Raw genomic sequence first — 25861 nt, 5'->3', positions numbered from 1 at the left:
CCGCGGCTATTCAGCCCCGCAGGACACTTTGCCTTTGACTTCAACCGGCTTGCCGTCCTGGTCCGTATCCGCCGCGGCGTCGTAGATGGCGAGCGTATAGCGCCCGTCATAGACGCCTTCGTCGCTGGTCTTGGTCAGGATCGTCAGTTCGACCGAGTTGATACGTTCAGCGACTTCGTGCTCGCGATAGATGTTCAGCCGCAATTCCTCGCCGTCGAGCCAGTACTGCGTCAGGTTGGAATCCTCGAAGACGGTCTTGCGCAGGCTGTCGCCGGCAGGCCTGCCGAGAATTTCGAGATCGCCGCGAAAATTGAACGTCGGGCCGCCCATGCCCCTGGTGACGCCGGCTTCGACCTGGAATATTGCCCCCGCATCCTCGGCGGAGCACCAGATGCCGCCGCTCGCAAGGGCCGAGCCAGCCGACAGAAGCAATGTCGCAGTGCAAATGATCGCCCGCATTTTTCTCCCCCAGAACCAAGCCACGCCTTATTGATGCCGGGCTTTGCCTCGAGGTCAAGCGCCAGCCGGCCGCCGCTGAACCAATGCACGGCAAGCAGGCGGCCAATTGCGGTTTGAGACGGCGATTGTCTACAGTGAACGGCGAGAGGGGCCGTCATGCATTCAACCAGCCATTCAAAGACGTCGATCGGCGGCATCAGCCGCGACCGTATTGCCATGCTGCGCGACACGGAGGCTGAGGTTTTCCGCAAGGCACGGCCGAAATCCGAGGCCAAGGCCGGCAACGGTCTGCCCGGCTTTTTCGGCGGCGTGCCGATGCATTGGATGAACGATTGGCCGACGCCGTTTCCGATCCTTGTCGACAGCGCCAGGGGCGCCACCATCACCGATATCGACGGCAACCGGCTCGACGATTTCTGCCTCGGCGACACCGGTTCGATGTTCGGCCATTCTCCGCCGCCGGTCGCCCGCGCCATCCGCCGCCAGTCCGGGCGCGGTCTGACCTATATGCTGCCGAGCGAGGATGCCCTTGCCATCGGCCCGCTGCTCCAGGAGCGTTTCGGGCTGCCGTTCTGGCAGATCGCCACCACCGCGACCGACGCCAACCGTTTTGCGCTGCGCGTCGCCCGCGCGGTGACTGGGCGCGAGAAGATACTGGTCTTCAACGGCTGCTATCACGGCTCGGTCGATGAGACGATGGTGCGGCTGGTTGACGGCAAGCCGGTGAACCGGCCGGGCCTGGCGGGCGAGTTCCGCGACCTGACGCGGGCAACGAAGATCGTGGAATTCAACGACATCGCCGCGCTGGAAGCGGCGCTCGCCGACAGGGATGTCGCCTGCGTCATCACCGAGCCGGTGCTGACCAACTCCTGTATGGTGCTGCCCGAGCCGGGCTTCCACGACGCGCTGCGGCGCCTCACCCGCGCCGCCGGCACGCTGCTTTTGATCGACGAGACGCACACCATCTCCACCGGTCCCGGCGGCTACACCAAGAAGTACGGGCTGGAGCCCGATCTCTTCGTCCTCGGCAAGCCGGTGGCCGGCGGCGTGCCGGCGAGCGTCTGGGGCCTGAGCGACGAGGTCGCCAGCCGCTACGCCGCCTACAACCGGACCAAGGAACCCGGCTATTCCGGCATGGGCACGACGCTGTCGGCCAATCCGCTGCAGTTCGCCACGATGCGCGCGGCCCTCGAACAGGTGATGACCGAGGCGGCCTATGCCCGCATGGACCGGCTGGCGCGGCGGCTCGATGCCGGGCTGACCGCCGTCATCGACCGCTGCCGTCTGCCCTGGCATGTCGCCCGCGTCGGCGCCCGCGTCGAATTCATCTGCGCGCCGGGCCCACTGCGCAACGGCGGCGAGGCGGAGGCGGCGCATGCGCCGGAGCTGGAAGCCGCCGTCCATGTCGCGCTGGTCAACCAGGGCGTGCTGATCGCGCCCTTCCACAACATGATGCTGATCTCGCCGGCCACGACGGCGGCCCAGGTCAACCGGCTGATCGCCGCTTTCGCCGCCGTTGCGGCAAGGCTAGCGGCATGAGACAAGCGGCATGAGACAAGTGGCATGAGACAAGTGGCATGAGACAAGCGGCTGGAAGATCGGCGGCCAGCCAAAGCAGAGTTCCATCATGACTTCACCTTCGGGCTCGACGCCCACCGAGGCGAAAGCCTTTCTCGACACCCATCCGGAAATCGAGGCTTTCGACATCGTCTTGACCGACGCCAATGGCATCGGCCGCGGCAAGATCGTGCGCCGGCACGAGTTGATGGGCATTTTCGAGGGCGGCCGGCACCTGCCGATCTCGATCCTCGGCCTCGACATCACCGGCGAGGATGTGCACGAGACCGGCCTGGTCTGGGACACCGGCGACGGCGACCTCCGCGCATGGCCGATCCCCGGCACGCTGGTGCCGCTGCACGGCACCAGCCCGCCGCGCGGCCAGGTGCTGATGGCGATGTACCATCTCGACGGCCAGCCGATGAGCTCCGATCCCCGTCTGGCGCTCAAGCGGCAGGTCGAGCGTCTGGCGGCCAAGGGCCTGCATCCGGCCGGCGCCTTCGAGCTCGAATTTTTTCTTCTCGCCAATGAGCGCGATGCCGACGGCAAGGTGCAGCCGGCGCATGCCGTTCTCGACGGGCGCCGCTCGGCCAAGACCGAGGTCTATTCGGTTGACCATTTGCACGGCATGGAGCCGCTGTTTTCCGACATCTATGCCGCCGCCAGGGTACAAGGCATTCCGGCCGAGACGGTGATTTCCGAATATGCGCCGGGCCAGTACGAGCTGACGCTGAACTACCGCAAGGACGTGATGCGGGCGGCAGACGACCTCGTCATGCTGAAGCGGCTGGTCAGGGCACAGGCGCGCCGCCACGGCGTCACCGCCTGCTTCATGGCCAAGCCGATCGAGAAATATGCCGGTTCCGGCATGCATTTCCACGTCTCCCTGCAGGACGATGCCGGCACGAACGTCTTCGCCGAGGCCGAAGGCGAAAAATGGTCGCCGAAACTGCTGAGCGCCCTCGGCGGCCTGATCCAGACCATGGCGGAATCGATGCTGGTGTTTGCGCCGCACGCCAATTCCTGGCGCCGCTTCGTCTCGCAATCCTACGCGCCGGTGGCGCCGACCTGGGGCGTCAACAACCGTTCGGTGGCGCTGCGTGTGCCTGCGGGCGACGCCAGGAACCGGCGCATCGAGCATCGGCCGTCGGGCGTCGACGCCAATCCCTATCTGGTGGCGGCGACGGTGCTGGCCGGTGTCTCCAGGGGGCTCGACGAAGGCCTCGATCCCGGGCCGGAAACCACCGGCAACGGCTATGAGCAGGCGGCCGGGCACAGCGCCATGCCGGTGGACTGGCGCGCCGCAATCGAGGCGGCGAGGGCATCGAGCTTTCTGAAGGAAGCGCTCGGCGCCGACCTGCACAAGACCTTCGTCGCCATCAAGCAGGCCGAATATCTGCGCGTCGCCCGCACCGTCAGCGAGCTCGACTACCACCTCTATCTGCACGAGGTCTGAGCGGAACCATAGCCCGCCCGGTCCATTTCACCCTGAAATGGATGAGGCACAGGATGGCCGCAACGTCCCAGGCAAAGGCACCGGCCAGGCGCGGTTCGGACGATATCGAGCCGACACCCGGCGAGAAGGCGTCGATCGGCGACTTGCGCGAGGCGGCGAAAGCCTGTCGCCGTTGCCCGCTCTGGCGCAATGCGACGCAGACCGTCTTCGGCGAAGGACCGGACAGCGCCGAGGTTGTGTTCGTCGGCGAGCAGCCGGGCGACCAGGAGGATCTGACCGGCAAACCGTTCGTCGGTCCGGCCGGAAGGATCTTCGACGCCACGCTAGAGGATGCCGATTTCGAGCGGCAGAAGGTCTACGTCACCAACGCCGTCAAACACTTCAAGTTCGAGCCGCGCGGCAAGCGCCGAATCCATTCCAAGCCGAATGCCGGCGAGGTCCAGGCCTGCCGCTGGTGGCTGGACAGTGAACTCGATCTGATCAAGCCAAATCTGGTGGTGGCGCTCGGCGCCACGGCGGCGCAGTCGCTGCTCGGCAAGGCCGTGCCGGTGACTAAAATGCGCGGCGAGGTGATCGAGCGCGAGGACGGCCTGCGCATCTTCATCACCATCCATCCCTCCTTCATCCTGCGCATCCGCGAACAGGCGGACAAGCAAGCCGAGCGGGAACGGTTCCTCAAGGATATGAGAGAAGTGAAGCGGCTGATGGCGGCCTGATCAATTATGTTCGGTTGCCTCTTCGGATGCCCTCAACATTGATTAACAAGCATCGACAAGTTCGCGCCGCCCCTCATTGCCCTACCGGGCATTTCTCCCCGTATAGTGACGGGGAGAGAGACGCTGCCGCGCATGATTTCGCCAACCACCGATATAGCAGAATTAGCGCAGACGTTCGCAGCCAGTTGCCTTCTCCCCGTCACTATACGGGGAGAAGGTGCCGGCAGGCGGATGAGGGGCAGCGCCGACGCTTGCGCAAGGGCAATGCGGCAACGTTAACGGACGAGAATCGCTCTCAAATCATTGACATTCGTGCCCGTCGGCCCCGGCACAAACAGATCCCCGACCGCATTGAAGGCCGTCCAGGCATTGTTGCCGGCGAGCATCGCCTTGGCGTCGATGCCGGCGGCGCGCATGCGCGACACCGTCGAGCCGTCGGCGAAGGCGCCGGCATTGTCTTCCGAGCCGTCGATGCCGTCGGTGTCGGCCGCCAACGCGTGAATGCCGTCCAGGCCGCCAATGGCGATCGCAAAGGCGAGCAGGAATTCCGAATTGCGGCCGCCCTTGCCCTTTGCCCGTAGCGTCACCGTCGTCTCGCCGCCCGACAGGATCAGCACCGGCTTGGCAAACGGACGTTCGCGCGTCGCCACCTCGCGCGCTATGGCGGCATGAACGCCGCCCACCTCGCGTGCCTCGCCCTCGATGGAATCGGAGAGGATGACGGCTTCTATCCCCTGCCGCTTTGCCTCGGCGGCGGCGGCTTCCAGCGACACGCCGGCCGACGCGATCAGATGCACTTCATTGCCGGCGAAGACCGGATCGTCCGGGCGCGGCGCGTCCGCAGCCGGCGAATTGATGTGCGCCATGACCGAGGCCGGCAGCTTCATGCCGTAGGCTGATATCGATGCCAGCGCATCCTCGCGGCTGCCGGCGTCGGGAACCGTCGGGCCGGATGCGACCAGCGCCGGATTGTCGCCGGGAATGTCGGAAACGACCAGCGACACCACCCTGGCCGGATGCGCCGCGGCGGCGAGCCGGCCGCCCTTGATGGTCGAGACATGCTTGCGGATCGTGTTCATCGCCGCGATCGGCGCGCCGGAGGCGAGCAGCGCCTCGTTGACGGCGATCTCGTCGGCCAGTGTCAGGCCGGGAGCAGGCGAGGGCAAAAGCGCCGAACCGCCGCCGGAGATCAGCGCCACCACCAGATCGTCCACCGTCAGCCCGCGTAGCTTGTCCAGCAGCCGGCGCGAGGCCTCGAGGCCGGCTGCATCCGGCACCGGATGCGCCGCCTCGATGATCTCGATGCGCTCGCATTTCGCGCCATAGCCGTAGCGGGTGACGACCAGCCCGTCGATCGGGCCGTCCCACACCTTCTCGAAGGCGGCGGCCATCTGCGCCGAGCCCTTGCCGGCGCCGATGACGATGGTGCGGCCCTTCGGCCTTGCCGGCAGATGGTCGCGGATCGTCGTTTCGGGATCGGCGGCGGCGACCGCGGCGTTGAAGATCGACGTCAGGAAGGATTTGGGGTCTGTCATTGTGCTTCCGGCGCCAGGGCCAATTGCTTGCGGTCGGCGCCCAGATGCGCGCACAGCGCGTCGACCACCACGCCGTGGTCCTCGCGCTCCGGCAGGCCCGAAACGGCAATCACGCCGATCACGCCGGCGCCGTTGACGGTGACCGGAAAGCCGCCGCCGGCCAGCACGTAGTCGGCGACATCCAGCCCCTCGCCGACCTTGAAGGTGCGGTCGGGGCGCTGCTGCTCCAAAACCATGCGGTAGGTGCTTTTAAGGAACCGCCTCACCACATTGATCTTGCGCCGCGCCCAGTCGGGATTGGAGGCGTTCGAACCCGGCATCGCGGCGTAGAACAGCGGCCGGTCGAAGGTTCTGATGTCGACGATGATCGGCAGGTCCTCGGCCAGCGCCCGCTTGCGGATCGCCGAGCCGATCTCGAAGGCGACGGCCTCGTCGAAGGCAGGAAAGACCAGCGTGGCTTCCTGTTTCTTGATCAGAGCGATGTCGTCGGCAACGGCCATGTCGTTCCCCTGTCGATGTCGCCGCACGCTTTGGCCGATGGTTGCCGTGGGGTCAAGCCGGAATGCTAGATCGCGATCGCGCTCTTCGCCGGCCGGCCAGCGACATAGACCTCGCGGACAGTGCGGTCGTCGCCCAGCGTCTGCAGGAGAAACAGTTCCTCGGCCAGCGCGCCGACTGTCTCCATTCTGAGCCGCATCGCCGGCGTGACGCGGGCGTCGAGCACGACGATGTCGGCGTCGGTGCCGGCATCCAGCGTGCCGACCTTGTCGGCCACCGACAGCGCCTCGGCATTGCCGCGCGTCAATTGCCAGAAGGACTGGAACGGGTTGAGCTTCTCGCCGTTCAGCGCGATCACCTTGTAACCCTCGTCCATGGTGCGCAGCATGGAATAGTTGGTGCCGCCGCCGACATCGGTGGCGGCGGCGATCCGGAGCGATTTTTCGCGCCGGCGGTAGCGCTGGTAGTCGAACAGGCCGGAGCCGAGGAACAGGTTCGAGGTCGGGCAGAACACCGCCACCGAGCCGGAGCCCGACAGCGCATCCGCCTCGCGTTCGGAGAGATGGATGCAGTGGCCGAACAGGCTCTTTTTCCCGAGCAGCCCATAATGCTCGTAGACGTCGGTATAGTCGCGCGACCAGGGATAGAGTTCCTGGGTGAAGGCGATCTCGGCATGGTTTTCCGAGAGGTGCGTCTGCATGTGTAGATCGGGATGCTCGCGGCAGAGCGCGCCGGCCATCTCCATCTGCTCCGGCGTCGAGGTGATGGCGAAGCGCGGCGTGATGGCGTAGTGCTGGCGCCCCTTGCCGTGCCATTCCGCAATCAGCGCCTTGGTGTCGTCATAGCCCGATTGCGGCGTGTCGAGCAGGCCGTCCGGCGCGTTGCGGTCCATCATCACCTTGCCGGCGATGTTGAGCATGTTGCGGTCGTGCGATTCGGCGAAGAAGGCCTCGGCCGAGGCCTTGTGCACCGAGCAGTAGGCGGCGACCGTCGTGGTGCCGTGCCGCACCATCTCGTCGAGGAATAGCCTCGCGATGCGGCGACCGTGCTGGGCATCGCGGAATTTCGTCTCCTCAGGAAAGGTGTATTTGTTCAGCCAGTCGAGCAGCTCGGCGCCGTAGGAGGCGATGATCTGCATCTGCGGGAAATGCACATGCGCGTCGATGAAGCCCGGCAGGATGAGATGCGGGCGATGGTCGATCCGTCTTGCCCCGTCGCCGGCCTGCTTCTCGATATCGGCATAGGCGCCTGAGGCGACGATCCGGCCGTCGCTGATCAGCAGGCCGCCATCCTCCTCGTAGCGCCAGGCGGAATGGTCGTCGATCGTTTCCGGCCAGCGCAGGAAGGTCAGCGTGCGGCCGCGCAGAAGAGTCGAGGTCATGCTTACTTTCCCGCGCCTTCGAACCAGGCGACCAGCAGCGCCCGCTCCTTGTCGCTGATCTGGGTGATGTTGGCGGGCGGCATGGCGTGGCTGCGGCCGGCCTGCAGGTAGATCTCGCGCGCATGCTCGGCTATGCGCGCGTCGGTGTCGAGCATCACGCCCTTCGGCGCGTGGTAGATGCCTTCATAGGCCGGCTCCTCGGCATGGCACATCGAGCAGCGGCCAAGCACCGTGTCGCGCACGGCCTGGAAATGCGCCGAGGCGATATAGGTCTCGGCCGCGGCGGAAGCCTTGGGTTCGCCGGTCAGGACCTTCGGCGCCGTCGACAGCCAGATGATGATGACGAACAGCACGGCGGCGCCGAGCCACGTCCAGGTCGGATTGCCCTTGCGGGCATGGACGCTGTTGAAATAGTGCCGGATCAAGACGCCGATGATGAACACCAGCGAGGCGATCACCCAGTTGAACTCGGTGCCGAACGCCAGCGGATAGTGGTTCGACAGCATCAGGAACAGCACCGGCAGCGTCAGGTAGTTGTTGTGCAGCGAGCGCTGCTTGGCGATCTTGCCGTATTTCGGGTCCGGCTTGCGGCCGGCGATCAGGTCGGCGACGACGATCTTCTGGTTCGGGATGATGACCATGAAGACGTTGGCCGACATGATCGTGGCGGTGATGGCGCCAAGATGCAGGAAGGCGGCGCGGCCGGTGAACAGGTGGGTGAGTCCCCAGGCGATGAACACCAGCACGCCATAGAGCACCAGCATCAGGCCGGTGTCGCTCTTGCCCAGCGGCGAGCGGCAAAGCAGATCATACACCACCCAGCCGACGCCGATGGTCGCCATCGACAAAAGGATGCCGACCGGCACCGACATCGGCAGCACATTGGGATCGATCAGGAACAGGTCGGCGCCGGCATAGTAGACCACGCACAGCATGGCGAAGCCCGACAGCCATGTGGCGTAGGACTCCCATTTGAACCAGGTCAGGTGCTCCGGCATCTCGGCCGGCGCCACCAGATACTTCTGGATGTGATAGAAGCCGCCGCCATGCACCTGCCATTCCTCGCCGAAGGCGCCGACCGGCAGGCCGGGGCGCTGGCGCAGCCCGAGGTCGAGCGCGACGAAATAGAAGGACGAGCCGATCCAGGCGATGCCGGTGATGACATGCAGCCAGCGGACGGCGAAGCTCAGCCAGTCCCAGAAAATCGCGAAATCCAGCATCGTGTTGCCCTTGGGAAGTCGTCCCTGCCGATTGCCCGACTTTACGGTCTGGCGCCAAAACGAAAAGAGGCGAGGTGCGCGATGACTTTCAAAAAAAAATAAAAAATACTAGGGTTGCCCTACGCAGCCGCAGAGAGCCACGCATGGCCTATCTCGACAACATCGCCGTCTTCGTCCGTGTCGTCGAACTCGGCAATCTATCGGCGGCGGGGCGCGACATGCGTATTTCACCGGCGGTCGCTTCCAACCGCATCAAGGAGTTGGAGAAGCACCTCGGGGTCCGCCTGTTCAACCGCACGACCAGGCAGCTGATGCCGACCGAGCACGGCACGGTGTTCTACACCGGCGCCAAGCAGGTGCTGGAGGCGATAACCGAGGCCGAGGCCGCAGTCTCGGCATTGTCCGGCCAGCCGCGCGGCACGATCAAGGTGACGGCGCCGCTCGGCCTCGGCCGGCGGCTGGTCGCCTCCGGCATCCCGGACTTTCACGACAAATACCCTGATATCGAGGTGCGGCTCAGGCTTTCAGACCACAATGTCGACATCATGAAGGAAGGCATCGACGTCGCCTTCCGGCTGGGCATCATCGAGGATTCCAGCCTCAGGATGCGCGGCATCATGGAATGCGAGCGCGTGCTGGTGGCGGCGCCGAAATATCTGGAGGCGCGCGGCGAGCCGGCCGAGCCGCAGGAACTGATCGGCAAGAAGCACGACTGCCTGATGCTGCGCTATGCCGGCGCGCGCGAATATGTCTGGACGCTGCAGACGCCGGCCGGCCCGCAGAAATTCGAGGTGCATGGACCCTATGACACCGACGACGGCGACGTGCTGACCGGCTGGGCGCTGTCGGGTCGCGGCATCATCAACAAGCCGCGCTTCGAGGTCGAGCCCTTCATTCGCGACGAGCGGCTGAAGGTGATACTCGCCAAGACACCGCCGACGCCGGTGCAGTTCGCCGCCGTCTATCCGCACAAGAAGCTGCAGGACCCGAAGGTACGGCTGCTGCTCGACTTCATGGCAGAGCGCTGCCAGCGGCTGATCAAGGATATTCTTGCCGGCAAGTAGAGGCTGGCCGGCAGGTGACGGCCCGCTGGCCCACTCCACAGGCTTGCCTTGCGCGAAGGCGGACTTAGGTTCGCGTCATGCATCTCGCGGTTTCGCTCGACATCGCTGCCACCGACGGACAGGCCGGCCTGGACTTCCGCCGCATAGCCGGCTTCGTGCGGAAAATGGAAGCGGCCGGGATCGACATGGTCGTCGTCTCCGATGCCGCCCCCAGCGGCGCTCGATCGACCAGCCCGTTCGAGGCAACGACGCTATTGGCAGCCCTGGCGACCGTTACCGATAAAATAGGCCTCGTCGCCAGCGCCTCGACGCTCGCGCATCAGCCCTACAATCTGGCGCGGCGCTTCGCTTCGCTCGACATCATCAGTCACGGCCGCGCGGCCTGGAGCGCGACGATGGTCCAGGATCCGCGCCAGGCCGCCAATTTCAGCCGGCCGGAAGGTTTTTCGGACGATGATTTCCGCCGCCGCGCCGAAGAATTCATCGGCATCGTGCAAGGCCTGTGGAGGGGCTGGGACGCCGATGCGCTTTTGTTCGACAAGGCCGGCGGCCGTTTCCACGACCCGCAGAAGATGCATCTGCTTGACCACAAGGGCGAGTTCTTTTCGGTGCGCGGGCCGCTCAACGTGGCGCGCTCGCCGCAGGGCACGCCGGTGCTGGTCATGTCCGGCCTGTCCGAGGCCGACCTCGACTTCGCCGTCCGCGTCGCGGACGTCGTCCTGATCGCCGAAGAATCGCCGGAAGCGACAAAGGCTGCTTGTGACGACCTGAGAGGTCGCGCGCTTGCAGCCGGCCGCGAGCCGAATGCCATGAAGGTGCTGATGACTGTCGCCGGGGATCCCGAACTGAAGGCCGAAGTCGGCCCGAACGGCTGCGACGGGCTCAACTTTACTTTGCCGGCGGATCCTCCTGCGCTTGAGGCCTTTGCCGATCGTGTGCTGCCGGAGCTGCAGCGTCGCGGCCTGGCTCAATCCGCACGTGCGGGCGCGACGTTGCGCCAGCATCTCGGACTTGAGGCAGGAGGCAAACCATGAGCGCGCGTCAGATGAAGCTCGGCGCCTTCCTGTGGGCGACAGGCCACCACATCGCCGCCTGGCGCCATCCCGATGCGCATGTCACGGCCGGTATCGACATCGACCATTACATACAACTCGCCCGCACGGCCGAAGCGGCGAAGCTCGACATGATCTTCTGCGAGGATGCTGCCGGCCTGCGCGAGGCCAACGTCCAGATCGCCAGCCAGACCGCGCGCTCGATCGGTTTCGAGCCGATCAGCCTGCTTTCGGCGATCGCCGTGCAGACCGAGCGCATCGGCCTCGTCTCCACGGCCTCGACCAGCTACAACGAGCCCTACGGGCTGGCGCGAACCTTCGCCTCGCTCGACCATTTGAGCAGTGGCCGCGCCGGCTGGAACCTGGTCACCTCGGCCAGCCACATCGAGGCCGCCAATTTCGGCTCGACGGGCCTGCGTCCGCATGCCGACCGCTACGAGCGGGCGCGCGAATTCGCCCAGGTGGTCGCCGACCTCTGGCGCGGCGGCGGCAATGGCGGCCTCAACCATGACGGCCAGAGCTTTTCGGTCAGGGACGCGCTCGACCTGCCGCGCTCGCCGCAGGGCGCGCCGGTCATGGTGCAGGCGGGAGCCTCGGAGGACGGCAAGGACCTTGCCGCCAGGACCGCCGACGTGGTGTTCAGCGCGGCGCAGACCTTCGAAGAAGCGAAGGCCTTCTACGACGACGTCAAGCGACGGCTCGCCGCCTACAGGCGAGAGCCGGAAGACGTCAAGATCATGCCCGGCGTCGCGCCGGTCGTCGCGGTCACAGAGGCGGAGGCCCGGCAAAAGCATGAGGAATTGCAGGAGCTTATCCCCGACGAGGTCGGCGTGGCGCTGCTCTCCAGCTATCTCAGCATCTCCGATCTCTGGCGCCATCCGATCGACGGGCCGCTGCCCGAACTGCCGGAGAGCGAAGGCATGAAGAGCCGGCAGGCGCTGGTCGTCGAGCAGTCGCGCCGCGATGGTCTCTCCATTCGCCAGCTTGCCCGCCATTTCGCCGGCGCGCGCGGGCATTGGCGGATCGTCGGAACGCCGGCGCAGATCGCCGACGAATTGCAGGCGCGCTTCGAGGGCGGCGCCGCCGACGGCTTCAACGTCATGCCGTCCTGGTTCCCCGGCGAACTCGACGCCTTCTGTGCCCTCGTCGTGCCGGAACTGCAGCGGCGCGGCCTGTTCCGCACCGACTATGAAGGCCGCACCCTGCGCGAACATCTCGGCCTGAAGCGGCCGGCCTGACGCGGCCGCATCGGATGCTTAGCCGGCGTTCATCATGCGGGCCGTGCCTGACACCCTGATCGAGCTGCCGGGCTGGGGCGGGATGTCGGCATGCAGCCGCGAGCGCATGCCCATGTCCTCGCCCTGCACGATGTCGATCGCGCCGCCATGCGGCCAGCCGAGGTCGCGCAGATAGCCGGCGAAGGCGGCGGTCGAGGCTCCTGTCGCCGGATCCTCGTAGACGCCGCCCGACGCGAACGGATTGCGCGTGTGGAAGAGGGCGGGCGCTTCGGCATAGGCGAGCAGGATCGTCACCAGCCCTTCGCGCCGCATCAGCGCCTGCCCGCGCTTCAGGTCATAGGCCATTGCAGCCAGCGCCTCGCGCGACTTCAGCGCCAGCGCCAGATGGTCGGCACCGCCATGGATCAGCGCCGGCGGAATGGCCGGATCGAGATCGTTTGCCTGATAGCCGAACAGCGCCAGCGTCTCCGCGAGGAGCTCTGGTGGGGCCGGCCGGCTGCGCGTCGGCGGCGACTGCAGCGCCGCGACGATGTTGGCGCCGTCGCGAAACCCTTCGACGGTGATCGTTGCCTGATTGAGGGTCAGCGCAAAAATCCCGTCGCCGAACTGCCGCACCAGCGCAGCACCAAGCGCGATCGTGGCATGGCCGCAGAACGGCACTTCGCTTTCCGGGGAGAAATAGCGGACCCGCCAGCCATCGCCTTCCGGCGCCGCAAAGGCGGTTTCCGAAAACCCGACTTCGGCCGCGACGCGCTGCATTTCGATGGCATCGTCCAAGACCGTGCCGATCACCACGCCGGCCGGGTTGCCGCCGTTGTCGCCATCCGAAAACGCCGCAATTCTCAATACGTCCATCAGGGGTCCGCCTCGTGCTTGTGAGGCGCGCAGAAAACACTTTCCCGAAAGATTTGGGAAATGAAGAAAGCGACGAGCAGCTGTGAGCGCTGGTCATATCCCAGCAGCGTCGCCGCCGGCGCCCTGGCGACTGACCTCAGTCGGCCATCGCCTTCTCGGACGTGCTTGAGGCAGTCGCCTCAGTGGCATGCGAGACCAGCGCCGTCATGATCTCCGCGGCGGCGAGCGCCGCGATCACCGGCGGGCGCTTGTCCTTCACCGCATTGCCGCCGATCGGCGAGACGAGACGGCTGAACTCCGCCTCGCTGCCATCGGCCGATTTGAGGAACCAGTTCTTGAATGTCGCCTTCTTGGTCTTCGAGCCGATCATGCCGACATAGGCGGCGTCGCCCCGCTTCAGCGCTTCGGCGACGATCAGGAAATCGAGCGCATGGTCGTGGGTGAGGATGGCGAAGGCCGCTCCCGCCGGCGCATCGCGCACCACGGCCTCGGGCATCGGCGTCAGTCTGGTTTCGACCGTTTCCGGCATCCCTTCGAGCGCTTCGGCGCGCGTCTCGACGACGACGGCATGGATGGGCAGAAGCGCCAGCGCCGACGCCAGCGCCTGGCCGACATGGCCGCCGCCGAAGAGATAGACGTGAGGTAGGTGCGCCTCCTCGACCTCGGCCTTGGCGATCAGCTCTTGTTCGAGTGCCCCATCGACCGGGCGGATCAGCACCTCGACGCGTCCGCCGCAGCACTGGCCGATTTCAGGCCCGAGCGGAACGTCGAGCGTGGCGCAGACTTCGTCCACTTCGATCCGGGCCTCATCGGCGGCAGATCGCGATGGCGTCCGCCCGCCCAGCATCTGCCGCGCCTTGTCGATCGCCATATATTCGAGCTGACCGCCGCCGATCGTGCCGTAAATCGCCGAGGCCGAGACCAGCATGAAGGCGCCGGTCTCGCGCGGGGTCGAGCCCTTGGTTGCCGCGACCTCGACCAGCGCGGCCCGGCCGGCTTGGCCGAGAAAATCCTTCAGGCTTTGCACGTTCGAGTTCATCGTCTGCATTCCCGATACGGAAATATAGAGTTTTTCGGCCCGATTTGCACGCTTCGCCCGGTTCAGGCCGGTTTTGCGGCTTTCAGCCGTTCGATCGCCATCAGCACCCGCTCTGGCGTCGCCGGCGCGTCGAGGCGCGGGCAGATCCTGTGGTCGGCGACGCTCGCCACCGCGTCCGACAGCGCGTGCAGCACCGACATGCCGAGCGGGAAGGGCGGCTCGCCGACCGCCTTTGAGCGGTGCACGGTCGGCTCATGTGCCTCCGGCCAGTCGGCCAGCGTGACGTTGAAGATCTTCGGCCGGTCCGACGCCAGCGGGATCTTGTAGGTCGAAGGCGCGTGCGTGCGCAGCCGGCCCTTCTCATCCCACCACAGTTCCTCGGTGGTCAGCCAGCCCATACCCTGGATGAAGCCGCCCTCGATCTGGCCGAGGTCGATGGCGCGGTTCAGCGAGCGGCCGGTCTCGTGCAGTATGTCGGTGCGCTCGACCACGTACTCGCCGGTCAGCGTATCGACCGACACTTCCGAGCACGATGCGCCATAGGCGAAGTAGTAGAAGGGGCGACCCTCGCCCTTGTCGCGGTTCCAGTGGATCTTCGGCGTCTTGTAGAAGCCGGCTGCCGAGAGCTGGATGCGCGCCATATAGGCCTGCTTGACGAGGTCGGCGAAGGCGATCTCCTGATTGCCGATGCGCACCCGGTTGGGCAGGAACAGCACCTGGTCGCGCGGCACCTGGTATTTCTCGGCCGCGAAATTGGTCAGCCGGTCCTTGATCTGGCGGGCGCCGTTCTGCGCCGCCATGCCGTTGAGGTCGGAGCCGGAGGAGGCCGCGGTGGCCGACGTGTTCGGCACCTTGCCGGTTGTCGTGGCGGTGATCTTGACCTGGTCGAGGTCGATCTGGAACTCTTCCGCCACCACTTGCGCGACCTTGAGATAGAGGCCTTGCCCCATCTCGGTGCCGCCATGGTTCAGGTGCACCGAGCCGTCGGTATAGACGTGCACCAGCGCGCCGGCCTGATTGTAATGCGTGGCGGTGAACGAGATGCCGAACTTCACCGGCGTCAGCGCCAGGCCGCGCTTGATGAAGCGGCTGTTGGCGTTGAAGGCCCTGATTTCACGCCGGCGCCGCTCATAGCTCGAGCTCGCCTCCAGCTCGGCAATGATGCGGTGAATGATGTTGTCCTCGACCGTCTGGTGGTAGGGCGTGACGTTGCGGTCGCTGGTGCCGTAGAAATTCTTCTTGCGGATCTCCAGCGGATCCTTGCCGACGGCAAAGGCGACCTCGTCGATGACGCGCTCGGCGCCGACCATACCTTGCGGCCCGCCGAAACCGCGGAAGGCGGTGTTCGACACGGTGTTGGTGTAGAGCGGCGCCGACTGCGCGTGCACCGCCGGCCAGAAATAGGTGTTGTCGCAGTGGAACAGCGCGCGGTCAGTCACCGGGCCCGACAGGTCGGAGGAGAAGCCGCAGCGCGCTGCGAACATGAAGTCGACGCCGAGTATGTTGCCGTCATCGTCGAAGCCGACTTCGTAGTCGACGAGGAAGTCGTGGCGCTTGCCGGTGGCGGTCATGTCGTCGTCGCGGTCGGGCCGGATTTTCACCGCGCGGTGATGCCGTTTCGCAGCGATCGCCGCCAGCGCGGCGAACTGGTTGCCTTGCGTCTCCTTGCCGCCGAAACCACCGCCCATGCGGCGGATCTCCACCGTGATGGCGTTGCTCGGCACCCCCAGCGCGTGGCTGACCATATGCTGGACTTCGCTCGGGTGCTGGGTCGAGGAATAGATGGTGACGTCCTCGTCCTCGCCGGGGACGGCCATTGCGATATGGCCTTCCAGGTAGAAATGCTCCTGGCCGCCGACGCACATCTTCCCCTTGAGCTTGCGCGGCGCCGCCTTGATCGCCGCCTCTGCGTCGCCGCGCTTCAGCGTCAGCGGCGGCGTGACCAGCTTGTCTTTCCTTGGGTTTAGCTCGCCGATGTCGGTGACGAAGGGCAATTGCTTGTATTCGACCTTGGCCAGGCGGGTGGCGCGGCGCGCCTGTTCGCGGGTCTCGGCGATGACGCAGAAGATCGGCTGGCCGTAGAACTCGACCTTGCCGTCGGCGAGCACCGGCTCGTCATGGCGGCCGGTCGGCGAGATATCGTTCTCGCCGGGCACGTCCTTTGCCGTCAGCACGTCGACGACGCCCGGCGCCGCGCGCACCGCCGACAGGTCCATCCGGGTGATGGTGGCATGCGTTGCCGCCGAAAGGCCGAGGCAGCCATGCAGCGTGCCCGCCGGCTCCGGCATGTCGTCGATATAGACCGCCGTGCCGCTGACATGTTTGTGTGCGGAATCGTGGCGCTGGTCGCTGGCGACGCCGCCCTGGATCTTCTGCGCCTTCAGGTTGGGAACGTGCTTGGTCATCAGGCGGCCTCGTAACGTGAGACCTGGAACGGCGCCCTGGTGCCGGTGGTCTCGACAAAGAAGCGCAGCAGAAGGTTCTTCGCCGCCAGCGCCCGATATTCGGCGCTTGCCCGCATATCGGTGAGCGGCGTGAAATCGCTGGCGTACTCGGCCATCGCGGCCTCCACGGTTTCCTCTGTCCACCGCTTGCCGAGCAGCGCCTTCTCCACCGCGAAAGCCCGCTTCGGTGTCGCCGCCATGCCGCCATAGGCGATGCGGATGTCGGCGACGGTGCCGTTCCTGGCAAGGGTGAGGTGGAAGGCGCCGAGGGCAGCGGTGATGTCCTCGTCGCGGCGCTTGGTGATCTTGTAGACGGCGAACTTTGTCGCCTTGGCCGGCACCGGCACATGCACGGCCTCGACGAACTCGCCCGGCCGCCGGTCCTGCTTGCCATAGGCGACGAAGAAGTCTTCGAGCGGGATCGTGCGCCGCTTGCCGCCGCGGCGCAGCGTCAGCCGCGCGCCGAGCGCGATCAGCGGCGGCGGCGTGTCGCCGATCGGCGAGCCATTGGCGATGTTGCCGCCGATCGTGCCCATGTTGCGCACCTGCTCGCCGCCGATGCGGTCGAACAACGGCCCGAGCGCCGGAATGCGCTTCGACAGGGTCGCGAAGGCTTCACTGTAGGTGACGCCGGCGCCGATCGAGATCACGCCCTTGTCCTGGGATATCGCGCACAGCCCGTCGAGATTGCCGATGAAGACCGCCGGCGCGATGTCGCGCATATGCTTGGTCACCCAAAGCCCGACATCGGTGGAACCGGCAACCAGCGTCGCGCCCGGCTCCTTGTCGAGCAGCTTGGCCAGATCGTCGGCGTCGGCGGGCACGATCAGCCGCGCCTTGCCCGCGCCGATCTCGACGCGCGCGCCGTCCTTCAGCGCCGCCAGCCTTGCCGTGATCGCCTTGCGCTCAGCCGCCAGCGGGTCTTTGGCCGCCTTGCCGTAGCTGGAAATGGCCCGCGCCGCGCGCATGATCGCCTCATAGCCGGTGCAGCGGCAGAGATTGCCCTGCAGCGCCTTCTCGATCGCGGCGTCCGACGGGTCGGGCGAGCGCATCCACAGCGCGTAGAGCGACATCACGAAGCCCGGCGTGCAGAAGCCGCATTGCGAGCCGTGGAAATCGACCATCGCTCGCTGCACCGGATGCAGGTTTTCGCCGGTGCCGCGCAGATGCTCGACGGTGACGACGTGAGTGGCGTCGAGCGAGCCGAGGAAGCGGATGCAGGCGTTGACGCTTTCATAGACCAGCCGGCCGGCGGAAAGCCTGCCGACCAGCACCGTGCAGGCGCCGCAGTCGCCCTCGGCGCAGCCTTCCTTGGTGCCGCGCAGCGTCCGGTCGAGCCGCAGCCAGTCGAGCAGGGTCGCATCGGGCGCGACATCGGCCAGCGCGATGTCCTCGCCGTTGAGGATGAAGCGGATTTCGTTGCGGGTCTTGACCTTGGCCATGTCTCAGCTTCCCCGATAGGTCGAATAACCATAGGGCGAGATCAGCAGCGGCACATGGTAGTGGCGCGCTTCCGCCATGCCGAAGCGGATCGGCACGATGTCGAGGAAGGCCGGTTCCGGCAGGCTGGTCCCTTGCCGGCGCAGATAGTCGCCGGCGGCGAACACCAGTTCGTATTCGCCGGTGCGGAAATCTGCGCCGGCAAGCAGCGGCGCATCGCAGCGGCCGTCGTCGTTGGTGACCACCGTTTTCAGATGCGCCCGCGTCTGCCGCTCGATGCGGAACAGCTCGATCGACAGGCCCTTGGCCGGCCTGCCGGTCGCGGTGTCGAGCACATGGGTCGTCAGGCGCCCGCCATCGGCTTTCGACGTTTCTGCCACTGCCGTCTCCCATCCCCGTACTGTCGAACGTTTCTGGTCAATTGTGCGCCCATTAAAGGCGATGCATAAGTCCCGGTCGAGCGGAGCGTGACAAAAAGCACTTTCAAAAATTTTCGGGGGAATGCACGAGCACTCCTTTCGATATCTTCACCTCAACGATCCGGCAGGAGTGACAATGCGTTACGAACGGGACATGCGCGGCTATGGGGCCAATCCGCCCGATCCGAAATGGCCCGGCGGCGCGCATGTGGCGGTGCAGTTCGTCGTCAATTACGAAGAGGGCGGCGAGAACTGCGTGCTGCACGGCGACAAGGCCTCGGAAGCCTTCCTGTCGGAGATCGTCGGCGCCGCCCCCTGGCTCGGCCAGCGCCACTGGAACATGGAATCGATCTACGAATATGGCGCCCGCGCCGGCTTCTGGAGGCTCCACCGCCTGTTCACTGAGGCGCAGGTGCCAGTGACCTGCTACGGCGTCGCCACCGCGCTGGCGCGCTCGCCCGACCAGGTGGCGGCCATGCAGCAGGCCGGCTGGGAGATCGCCTCGCACGGGCTGAAATGGATCGACTACCGCGATCATTTGCCCGAGGACGAGAAGCGCGACCTCGAAGAGGCGATCCGGCTGCACTACGAGGTGACCGGCGCCCGGCCGACCGGCTGGTACACCGGCCGCACCTCGATCAACACGCTGCGGCTGGTCGCCGAGGAGGGCGGTTTCGACTACGTCTCCGATACCTATGACGACGAATTGCCCTACTGGTTCGATCGCGGCGGCCTGGAGAAGCCGCAGCTCGTCATCCCCTATACGCTCGACGCCAACGACATGCGCTTCGCTACGCCGCAAGGCTTCAATTCCGGCGACCAGTTCTTCGCCTATCTGAAGGACAGTTTCGACACGCTCTATGCCGAGGGCAGGGACGGGCGGCCGCGCATGATGAATATCGGCCTGCATTGCCGGCTGGTCGGTCGTCCGGGCCGCGTGGCGGCGCTGAAGCGCTTCGTCGATTATGTGAAATCGCATGACCGGGTCTGGCTGGCGCGGCGCATCGATATCGCCAGCCACTGGCGCGAGACGCATCCTTACCAGGCGCCGGCGCTGCGTCCATCGCGGATGGAGTTCGAGGCCTTCGTCCATGCCTTCGGCGGCGTCTTCGAGCATTCGCCCTGGATCGCAGAGCGCGCCTACGAGCTGGAGCTCGGCCCGGCGCATGACAGCGCCGGCGGCGTGCACAACGCGCTCTGCCGCGTCTTCCGCGCCGCAACCGAGGCCGAGCGGCTGTCCGTGCTCAACGCCCATCCCGACCTTGCCGGCAAGCTGGCGAAGGCCAGGCGGCTGACGGCGGAATCGGCCAGGGAGCAGGCCTCCGCCGGGCTCGACGCGCTGACCGACAAGGAACGCGAGCTGTTCTCCAAGCTCAACGCCGCCTACGTCACCACTTTCGGCTTCCCCTTCATCATCGCCGTCAAGGGCAAGAGCAAGGACCATATCCTGGCGGAGTTCGAGCGGCGCATCGGCAACAGCCGCGCCACCGAGTTCGAAACCGCCTGCAAACAGGTCGAGCGCATCGCGCTGCTTCGGCTGAAAGACATGCTGCCGCTCTAAATGTTTGGTTTTACGCAACTCCGGACGAAACACCGTCACACACTGGATTTGCTCTGAGGATCAGGACTATGGACATGATCAAGACGCCCGAGCGCACCTACTACGCACCGCATGGCGGCCATCCCGGCCAAAGCGAGCTGCTGACCGGTCGCGCCGTCTTTACCGAGGCCTATGCCGTCATCCCCAAGGGGGTGATGCAGGACATCGTCACCAGCGCCTTGCCTTTCTGGGACAAGACTAGGGTCTGGATCATCGCGCGGCCGCTGTCGGGCTTTGCCGAGACCTTCTCGCAATACATCGTCGAGGTCGAGCCCGGCGGCGGCAGCGAGCGGCCGGAGCCGGATGCCGGCGCCGAGGGCGTGCTGTTCGTGGTCGAGGGCGAGCTCAGCGTTTCGCTCGCCGGCAAGAAGCACGTGCTTCGCCCCGGCGGCTTCGCCTTCCTGCCGCCGGCGAGCGGCTGGACGGTGCGCAACGAAAGCAAGGCCGCCGTTCGCTTCCACTGGGTGCGCAAGGCCTATGAGCCGGTGGACGGGCTCGATACGCCGCCCGCCTTCTTCGCCAACGAGCAGGATATCGCGCCGAGCCCGATGCCCGGCACCGAAGGCCGCTGGGCGACGACCCGCTTCGTCGACCCCGCCGACCTGCGCCACGACATGCATGTCACCATCGTCACGCTGGAGCCCGGCGCCGTCATCCCCTTCGCCGAGACCCATGTCATGGAGCATGGCCTGTACGTGCTGGAAGGCAAGGCCGTCTACCGGCTCAACCAGGACTGGGTGGAGGTCGAGGCCGGCGACTATATGTGGCTGCGCGCCTTCTGCCCGCAGGCCTGCTATGCCGGCGGCCCGGGAAAATTCCGCTACCTGCTCTACAAGGACGTCAACCGTCACGCCAAGCTCGGCGGCGCCGGCCTCGGAGGCCGCGCGCGGTGACCCGCATCGTCGCCCGGCCGCTGACGCGCGAAAACTTCGCCCCGTTCGGCGACGTCATCGACATGGGCGGCGACAATCACTACCCGATCAATGCCGGCAAGGCCGAGCGCTACCACGACCTCGCTACCGCCGAAGCCGCCGGGCCGAACGCCAGGGTGCTGATCTCGATGGTGCGCGGCACGCCCTATGAGATGCCGCTCAAGCTGACCATGGTCGAGCGCCATCCTTTCGGCAGCCAGGCCTTCATCCCGCTGTCGCCGCGCCCTTTCCTGGTCGTCGTCTGCCATGACGGCAAGGACGGCCCCGGCGAGCCGCACGCCTTCATCACCGCGCCCGGCCAGGGCATCAACTACCGCCGCAACCTCTGGCACGGCGTGCTGACGCCGATCGGCGAGGCGCAGGATTTCCTGATCGTCGACCGCGGCGGCGACGGCTCCAACCTCGAAGAGTGCCATTTCTCGCACCCCTACGAGATTCACCTTCCCTGAGTACCGAGACCCCATCATGACCGACATTTCGCTGATCGACCGCCTGCTCGACGTCATCGAGCACGACATCGTGCCGAAGACGGCCGAGGGCGTCGCCCATGGCAACAAGCTGTTCGGCGCCGCGATCCTGAGGAAGGACGACCGCTCGCTGGTGCTTGCCGAGACCAACAACGAGATCGAAAATCCGCTCTGGCACGGCGAAGTGCACTGTCTGAAGCGCTTCTACGAAATGCCGAAGGCAGAGCGCGTCGAAACCGGCGACGCGATCTTTCTCGCCACGCACGAGCCCTGCTCGCTCTGCCTGTCGGCCATCACCTGGACCGGCTTCGATAATTTCTACTACCTCTTCAGCCATGAGGATTCGCGCGACAGCTTCGCCATCCCGCATGACCTGAAGATCCTGAAGGAGGTCTTCACCCTCGACCCAGGCGGCTACAATGCCGAGAACGCCTACTGGAAGAGCTTTTCCATCCGCAGGCTGGCGCGGGCGCTGCCGGAAGCTGAGCGCAGCCGGCTGGAAGCGCGTATCGGCAAGATTTCCGCGCGCTACGACGAACTGTCCGGCGCCTATCAGGAAAGCAAGGCCGACAACGACATTCCGCTGAACTGACGCGGATTGACCAGCCGATTTCGTCGGCTGGCTCATGACGCGGTGGGGCGGGCCCCATCATGTGCCCGCCATGAAAACCGTCACCGAATTTCCCCGCAAGGTCGTCGAATTTCCCGACATGGGCATCGTCATGCCGGATGGCTGCCGGCTGTCGGCGCGCATCTGGATGCCGGAGGACGCCGCCGACGATCCGGTGCCGGCGATCCTCGAGCATCTCCCATACCGCAAGCGTGACGGCACAATCTTCCGCGATCAGCTGACGCATCCCTATTTCGCCGGTCACGGCTACGCCTCGATCCGTGTCGACATGCGCGGCAATGGCGATTCCGAAGGGCTGATGGACGACGAATATTCCGAGCAGGAATTGCAGGATGCCTGCGACGTCATCGCCTGGGCGGCGGCGCAACCCTGGTGCAACGGCAATGTCGGCATGATGGGCATTTCCTGGGGCGGCTTCAACTGCCTGCAGGTCGCGGCCAAACAGCCGCCGGCGCTGAAGGCGGTAATCAGCCTGTGCTCGACCGTCGACCGCTATGCCGACGACATCCATTACAAGGGCGGCTGCCTGCTGATCGAGAATTTCGGCTGGGCCTCGACCATGCTCTCCTATTCGTCGCGGCCGCCGGATCCGCTGATCGCCGGCGGCAACCGCTGGCGCGATTTGTGGCTCGACCGGCTGGAGAACCAGCCCTTCCTGGCGCCGCTCTGGCTCAGCCATCAGCATCGCGACGCCTACTGGAAGCGCGGCTCGATCTGCGAGGACTTTTCGGCGGTCAAGGCGGCCGTGCTGTCGATCGGCGGCTGGCATGACGGCTACCGCAACACCATCTCGCATCTGGTCACCAACATCGAGGCGCCGGTCAAGGGCATCGTCGGCCCGTGGATTCACAAATACCCGCATTACGCCGGACCCAGGCCGGCGATCGGCTTCCTCCAGGAGGCCCTGCGCTGGTGGGGTCGCTGGCTGAAAGGGGCCGAGACCGGCGTCGAGGCCGATCCCGACTACCGCGCCTATGTGATGGACAGCGTGCGGCCGGCGCGCTGGCACCCGGAGCGGCCAGGCCGCTGGGTGGCCGAGCAGGAATGGCCGTCGTCCAACGTCAAGGTAGAAGCGATCGAGCTGATTCCGGAAGGCGCCAAGCCTGCCATCGTCGCCACGCCGCAAAGCTGCGGCCTTGCCGGCGGCGAATATTTCCCCTTCACCTTCGGGCCGGAACTGCCGGGCGACCAGCGCCCCGACGACGCCCTGTCGGTGTGTTTCGACCGGCCGGTGCTTGATCGGGCGATCGACATTGTCGGCGCGCCGGAGCTCCTGGTCAGGGTCGCCTCGGACCGGCCCCAGGCCAACATCGCTGTCAGGCTCTGTGACGTCCATCCCGACGGTGCCTCGGAACTGATCTCCTACGGCGTGCTCAACCTCACGCACCGCAATTCGCATGAATTCCCCGAGGCGCTGCTGCCGGGCGAGAGTGTCTCGGCCCGTGTCGTGCTCGACCAGTGCGCCTACCGCGTGCCGGCCGGCCACCGGCTGCGCATTGCCGTTTCAAACGCCTACTGGCCGATGATCTGGCCCTCGCCGGAGCCGGTCCGCCTCGACCTGTCGAAGGCCACGCTCAACCTGCCGGTCCGCCCGCTGGCGACAGGCAACGAAGTTTCGTTCCCCGCCCCCGAGGGCGCCACGCCCTGGCAGACCGAGGCGATCCGCCCCGCCAGTTCCGAGCGCCATGTCGACCGCGACGAGAAGACCGGCATCGTCACGCTTTCCATCAACGATGATTTCGGCGCGGTGCGCGACCTCGCGCATGGTCTCGCCAATGGCAGCATCGTCAGGGAGGTCTGGGCGATCCATCCCGACGATCCATCGTCAGCCTCGGGGAAAACCCACTGGACACAGACTTTGTCGCGAAATGGATGGTCGGTGCGCACCGAAACCTTCGCGGCGATCCATTCCGACGCGCAAAACTTCGTGCTGAGCGCCAGAATCGAAGCCTATGAGGGCGAAAACCTCGTGTTCGAACGCGACTTCGAGCAGAAGATTCCGCGCGCTCTCGTCTGAGGGCTGGCAGGATTGGTCCAATTGCGACGCGCCATTTACGCCACGGCATGTCGCATTCGGTCTTGCTTACAGCTTTCCGTTGCGCTCATTATCCTCACAAGAAACAAGAAACGGCCGCAAGGTCGAACCATCAGAGTGAGGAACCTGCAATGTCTAACGAACTGGACTATCTCAGCCGTCGTGTCGCCGCCGGCAAGCTCAGCCGTCGCGACTTTCTCGGCCGCGCCGCCGCGCTCGGCATCTCCGCTCCCTTCGCCAATTCGCTGCTTTCGAGCGCGGCCCGCGCCGCCGGTCCGGTCAAGGGCGGCACGCTGAAGGCCGGCCTCGTCGGTGGTGAATCCACCAACAGCCTCGATCCGGCGCTGATGATGACCCAGGTGCCGTTCGCCTTCGGCAAGTGCTGGGGCGAAATGATCGTCGAGCTGTCGCCTGACGGCAAGCTCGAGAACCGCATCGCCGAGGAGATCGGCTCCTCCGATGATGCCAAGGTCTGGACGCTGAAGATCCGCGACGGTGTCGAATTCCACAACGGCAAGACCGTGACCGCCGAGGACGTCGCCGCCACGCTCGAACGTCACTCCGACGAGAAGTCGAAATCCGGCGCTCTCGGCTACATGAAGGGCATCGAGAGCATCAAGGCCAGCGGCAAGGAAGTGGTGCTGACGCTGAAGGAGGCCAATGCCGACCTTCCCTACCTGCTCAGCGACTATCACCTGATCGTCCAGCCGAACGGCGGCAAGGACAAGCCCGATGCCGGCATCTCGGCGGGGCCCTATGTGGTCAAGACCAACGAGCCCGGCGTGCGCCATGTCGGCGAGCGCTTCGCCAACTACTGGCAGGGCGACAAAATGGGCCACGCCGACCAGATCGAGGTGGTCGTCATCAACGACGCGACGGCGCGCACCGCGGCCCTGCAGGGCGGCCAGGTCAACATGATCAACCGCGTCGAGCCGAAGATCGTCGACCTGATCAAGCGCGTGCCGGGCGTCACCATCCGCAACCATGCGGGCCCCGGCCACTACGTGTTCATCATGCATTGCAACACGGCGCCGTTCGACAACAACGATCTCAGGATGGCGCTGAAGCTGGCCATCGACCGCGAGGAGATGCTGAACAAGGTGCTGCGCGGCTACGGCTCGCTTGGCAACGACTTCCCGATCAACGCGGCCTACCCGCTGTTCACCGAGATCGAGCAGCGCAAGTACGATCCGGACAAGGCCAAGTTCCACTACAAGAAGTCCGGCCATGACGGCTCGGTGCTGCTCAGGACCTCCGATGTCGCCTTCCCCGGCGCCGTCGATGCCGCGCAGCTCTACCAGCAGAGCGCGGCCAAGGCCGGCATCAAGCTCGAGATCAAGCGCGAGCCGGGCGACGGCTACTGGAACGAGGTCTGGAACAAGCAGCCCTTCTGCGCCTCGTATTGGGGCGGCCGCTCGACCCAGGACCAGATGTACTCGACCGCCTATCTGTCGACGGCCGACTGGAACGACACGCGCTTCAAGCGTCCGGACTTCGACAAGATGGTGCTGGCCGCGCGCGCCGAGCTGGACGAGGCCAAGCGCAAGGCGATGTACCATGACATGGCCGTCATGGTGCGCGACGAGGGCGGCCTGATCCTGCCGATGTTCAATCAGTTCATCGATGCCACCGGCGCCAAGGTCGGCGGCTGGGTCGACGATCCGCATCAGGAGCTGATGAACGGCTACGCTCTGGCGAAGTGCTGGCTCGAAGCCTGAGTTCGGCCTTGCGGAGATGTCCTCACCCATCGTGAAACTGGTGGCCCAGCGCGTTGCGCTGGGCATCCTCCTCTTGTTGGCCGTTTCGGTCCTGATCTTCGCCGG

The 25861-nt window shown here is 65.8% G+C and carries 22 protein-coding genes; 12 read left to right on the top strand and 10 right to left on the bottom strand.

Features of this window, described 5'->3' with window-relative positions:
• Nucleotides 1–6: 6 nt before the first annotated feature.
• Nucleotides 7–459, bottom strand: coding sequence for a hypothetical protein (locus PU724_RS18595; protein WP_292100651.1), 453 nt, complete (start codon nucleotides 457–459; stop codon nucleotides 7–9).
• A gap of 156 nt (nucleotides 460–615) precedes the next feature.
• Between PU724_RS18595 and PU724_RS18590 the strand changes: the two genes are divergently transcribed.
• From PU724_RS18590 to PU724_RS18580, 3 genes are all read left to right on the top strand, one after another.
• On the top strand, nucleotides 616–1998 hold the full coding sequence (locus PU724_RS18590; protein ID WP_354420395.1) for an aspartate aminotransferase family protein: 1383 nt from the start codon (nucleotides 616–618) through the stop codon (nucleotides 1996–1998).
• Nucleotides 1999–2086: 88 nt separating this feature from the next.
• A complete protein-coding gene (locus tag PU724_RS18585) occupies nucleotides 2087–3472 on the top strand; it encodes a glutamine synthetase family protein (protein WP_127309665.1) in 1386 nt (461 codons plus the stop codon).
• A 53-nt stretch (nucleotides 3473–3525) separates the two neighbouring features.
• On the top strand, nucleotides 3526–4188 hold the full coding sequence (locus tag PU724_RS18580; RefSeq protein ID WP_354420394.1) for a UdgX family uracil-DNA binding protein: 663 nt from the start codon (nucleotides 3526–3528) through the stop codon (nucleotides 4186–4188).
• 275 nt (nucleotides 4189–4463) lie between these two features.
• On the opposite strand, the gene PU724_RS18575 is transcribed toward PU724_RS18580, so the two are convergent.
• The 4 genes from PU724_RS18575 to PU724_RS18560 all read right to left on the bottom strand — a co-directional run bounded on the left by PU724_RS18575 (nucleotide 4464) and on the right by PU724_RS18560 (nucleotide 8822).
• Complete coding sequence (locus tag PU724_RS18575; RefSeq protein WP_354420393.1) at nucleotides 4464–5723, bottom strand: glycerate kinase type-2 family protein; 1260 nt, start codon at nucleotides 5721–5723, stop codon at nucleotides 4464–4466.
• Complete coding sequence (locus PU724_RS18570) at nucleotides 5720–6223, bottom strand: heme-degrading domain-containing protein (RefSeq protein ID WP_127285404.1); 504 nt, start codon at nucleotides 6221–6223, stop codon at nucleotides 5720–5722. Before PU724_RS18570 ends, PU724_RS18575 begins: the two co-directional genes overlap by 4 nt.
• Nucleotides 6224–6288: 65 nt before the next feature.
• On the bottom strand, nucleotides 6289–7602 hold the full coding sequence (guaD, locus tag PU724_RS18565; RefSeq protein ID WP_354420392.1) for a guanine deaminase: 1314 nt from the start codon (nucleotides 7600–7602) through the stop codon (nucleotides 6289–6291).
• Nucleotides 7603–7604: 2 nt separating this feature from the next.
• Complete coding sequence (locus tag PU724_RS18560; RefSeq protein WP_354420391.1) at nucleotides 7605–8822, bottom strand: urate hydroxylase PuuD; 1218 nt, start codon at nucleotides 8820–8822, stop codon at nucleotides 7605–7607.
• 143 nt (nucleotides 8823–8965) lie between these two features.
• On the opposite strand from PU724_RS18560, the gene PU724_RS18555 reads away from it, so the two are divergent.
• From PU724_RS18555 to PU724_RS18545, 3 genes are all read left to right on the top strand, one after another.
• Nucleotides 8966–9886, top strand: coding sequence for a LysR family transcriptional regulator (locus PU724_RS18555; RefSeq protein ID WP_127285407.1), 921 nt, complete (start codon nucleotides 8966–8968; stop codon nucleotides 9884–9886).
• Nucleotides 9887–9963: 77 nt separating this feature from the next.
• On the top strand, nucleotides 9964–10920 hold the full coding sequence (locus PU724_RS18550; protein WP_354420390.1) for an LLM class flavin-dependent oxidoreductase: 957 nt from the start codon (nucleotides 9964–9966) through the stop codon (nucleotides 10918–10920).
• Complete coding sequence (locus PU724_RS18545) at nucleotides 10917–12176, top strand: LLM class flavin-dependent oxidoreductase (RefSeq protein ID WP_354420389.1); 1260 nt, start codon at nucleotides 10917–10919, stop codon at nucleotides 12174–12176. Before PU724_RS18550 ends, PU724_RS18545 begins: the two co-directional genes overlap by 4 nt.
• Nucleotides 12177–12194: 18 nt before the next feature.
• Here PU724_RS18545 and PU724_RS18540 read toward each other — a convergent pair whose 3' ends face one another.
• The 5 genes from PU724_RS18540 to uraH all read right to left on the bottom strand — a co-directional run bounded on the left by PU724_RS18540 (nucleotide 12195) and on the right by uraH (nucleotide 18334).
• Nucleotides 12195–13031: a PhzF family phenazine biosynthesis protein gene (locus tag PU724_RS18540; RefSeq protein WP_354420388.1), complete on the bottom strand. Its 837-nt coding sequence runs from the start codon at nucleotides 13029–13031 to the stop codon at nucleotides 12195–12197.
• 136 nt (nucleotides 13032–13167) lie between these two features.
• The gene (gene xdhC, locus PU724_RS18535; protein WP_354420387.1) at nucleotides 13168–14070 is read right to left on the bottom strand and encodes a xanthine dehydrogenase accessory protein XdhC; all 903 of its coding nucleotides are present in this window, start codon (nucleotides 14068–14070) and stop codon (nucleotides 13168–13170) included.
• Between the two features lie 62 nt (nucleotides 14071–14132).
• Nucleotides 14133–16475 (bottom strand): xanthine dehydrogenase molybdopterin binding subunit, encoded by a 2343-nt coding sequence (gene xdhB, locus PU724_RS18530; RefSeq protein WP_354420386.1) that lies wholly within the window; start codon nucleotides 16473–16475, stop codon nucleotides 14133–14135.
• On the bottom strand, nucleotides 16475–17956 hold the full coding sequence (gene xdhA / locus PU724_RS18525; RefSeq protein ID WP_354420385.1) for a xanthine dehydrogenase small subunit: 1482 nt from the start codon (nucleotides 17954–17956) through the stop codon (nucleotides 16475–16477). The genes xdhB and xdhA overlap by 1 nt, the downstream gene beginning before the upstream one ends.
• A 3-nt stretch (nucleotides 17957–17959) precedes the next feature.
• Nucleotides 17960–18334 (bottom strand): hydroxyisourate hydrolase, encoded by a 375-nt coding sequence (gene uraH / locus PU724_RS18520; protein WP_127285650.1) that lies wholly within the window; start codon nucleotides 18332–18334, stop codon nucleotides 17960–17962.
• A 175-nt stretch (nucleotides 18335–18509) separates the two neighbouring features.
• Between uraH and puuE the strand changes: the two genes are divergently transcribed.
• The 6 genes from puuE (at nucleotide 18510) to PU724_RS18490 (ending at nucleotide 25756) form a co-directional block, all read left to right on the top strand.
• Entirely contained in the window at nucleotides 18510–19934 is a 1425-nt protein-coding gene (gene puuE / locus PU724_RS18515) for an allantoinase PuuE (protein WP_292172163.1), read from the top strand.
• Between the two features lie 68 nt (nucleotides 19935–20002).
• Nucleotides 20003–20866 carry a bifunctional allantoicase/(S)-ureidoglycine aminohydrolase gene (locus PU724_RS18510; RefSeq protein ID WP_128273510.1) on the top strand — a complete coding sequence of 288 codons (864 nt, stop codon included), beginning with the start codon at nucleotides 20003–20005 and terminating at the stop codon, nucleotides 20864–20866.
• On the top strand, nucleotides 20863–21354 hold the full coding sequence (locus PU724_RS18505; RefSeq protein ID WP_127285653.1) for an ureidoglycolate lyase: 492 nt from the start codon (nucleotides 20863–20865) through the stop codon (nucleotides 21352–21354). Before PU724_RS18510 ends, PU724_RS18505 begins: the two co-directional genes overlap by 4 nt.
• A 16-nt stretch (nucleotides 21355–21370) precedes the next feature.
• Nucleotides 21371–21964, top strand: coding sequence for a nucleoside deaminase (locus PU724_RS18500; RefSeq protein WP_128273508.1), 594 nt, complete (start codon nucleotides 21371–21373; stop codon nucleotides 21962–21964).
• Between the two features lie 70 nt (nucleotides 21965–22034).
• On the top strand, nucleotides 22035–24020 hold the full coding sequence (locus PU724_RS18495) for a CocE/NonD family hydrolase (RefSeq protein ID WP_354420384.1): 1986 nt from the start codon (nucleotides 22035–22037) through the stop codon (nucleotides 24018–24020).
• Between the two features lie 149 nt (nucleotides 24021–24169).
• A complete protein-coding gene (locus PU724_RS18490) occupies nucleotides 24170–25756 on the top strand; it encodes an ABC transporter substrate-binding protein (protein ID WP_127285656.1) in 1587 nt (528 codons plus the stop codon).
• The last annotated feature ends 105 nt before the right edge of the window (nucleotides 25757–25861 follow it).

This window comes from Mesorhizobium abyssinicae (assembly GCF_049887195.1).
GTDB classification, from domain to species: Bacteria; Pseudomonadota; Alphaproteobacteria; order Rhizobiales; family Rhizobiaceae; genus Mesorhizobium; species Mesorhizobium abyssinicae.
This window is presented reverse-complemented; position numbering and strand designations above follow the sequence as displayed.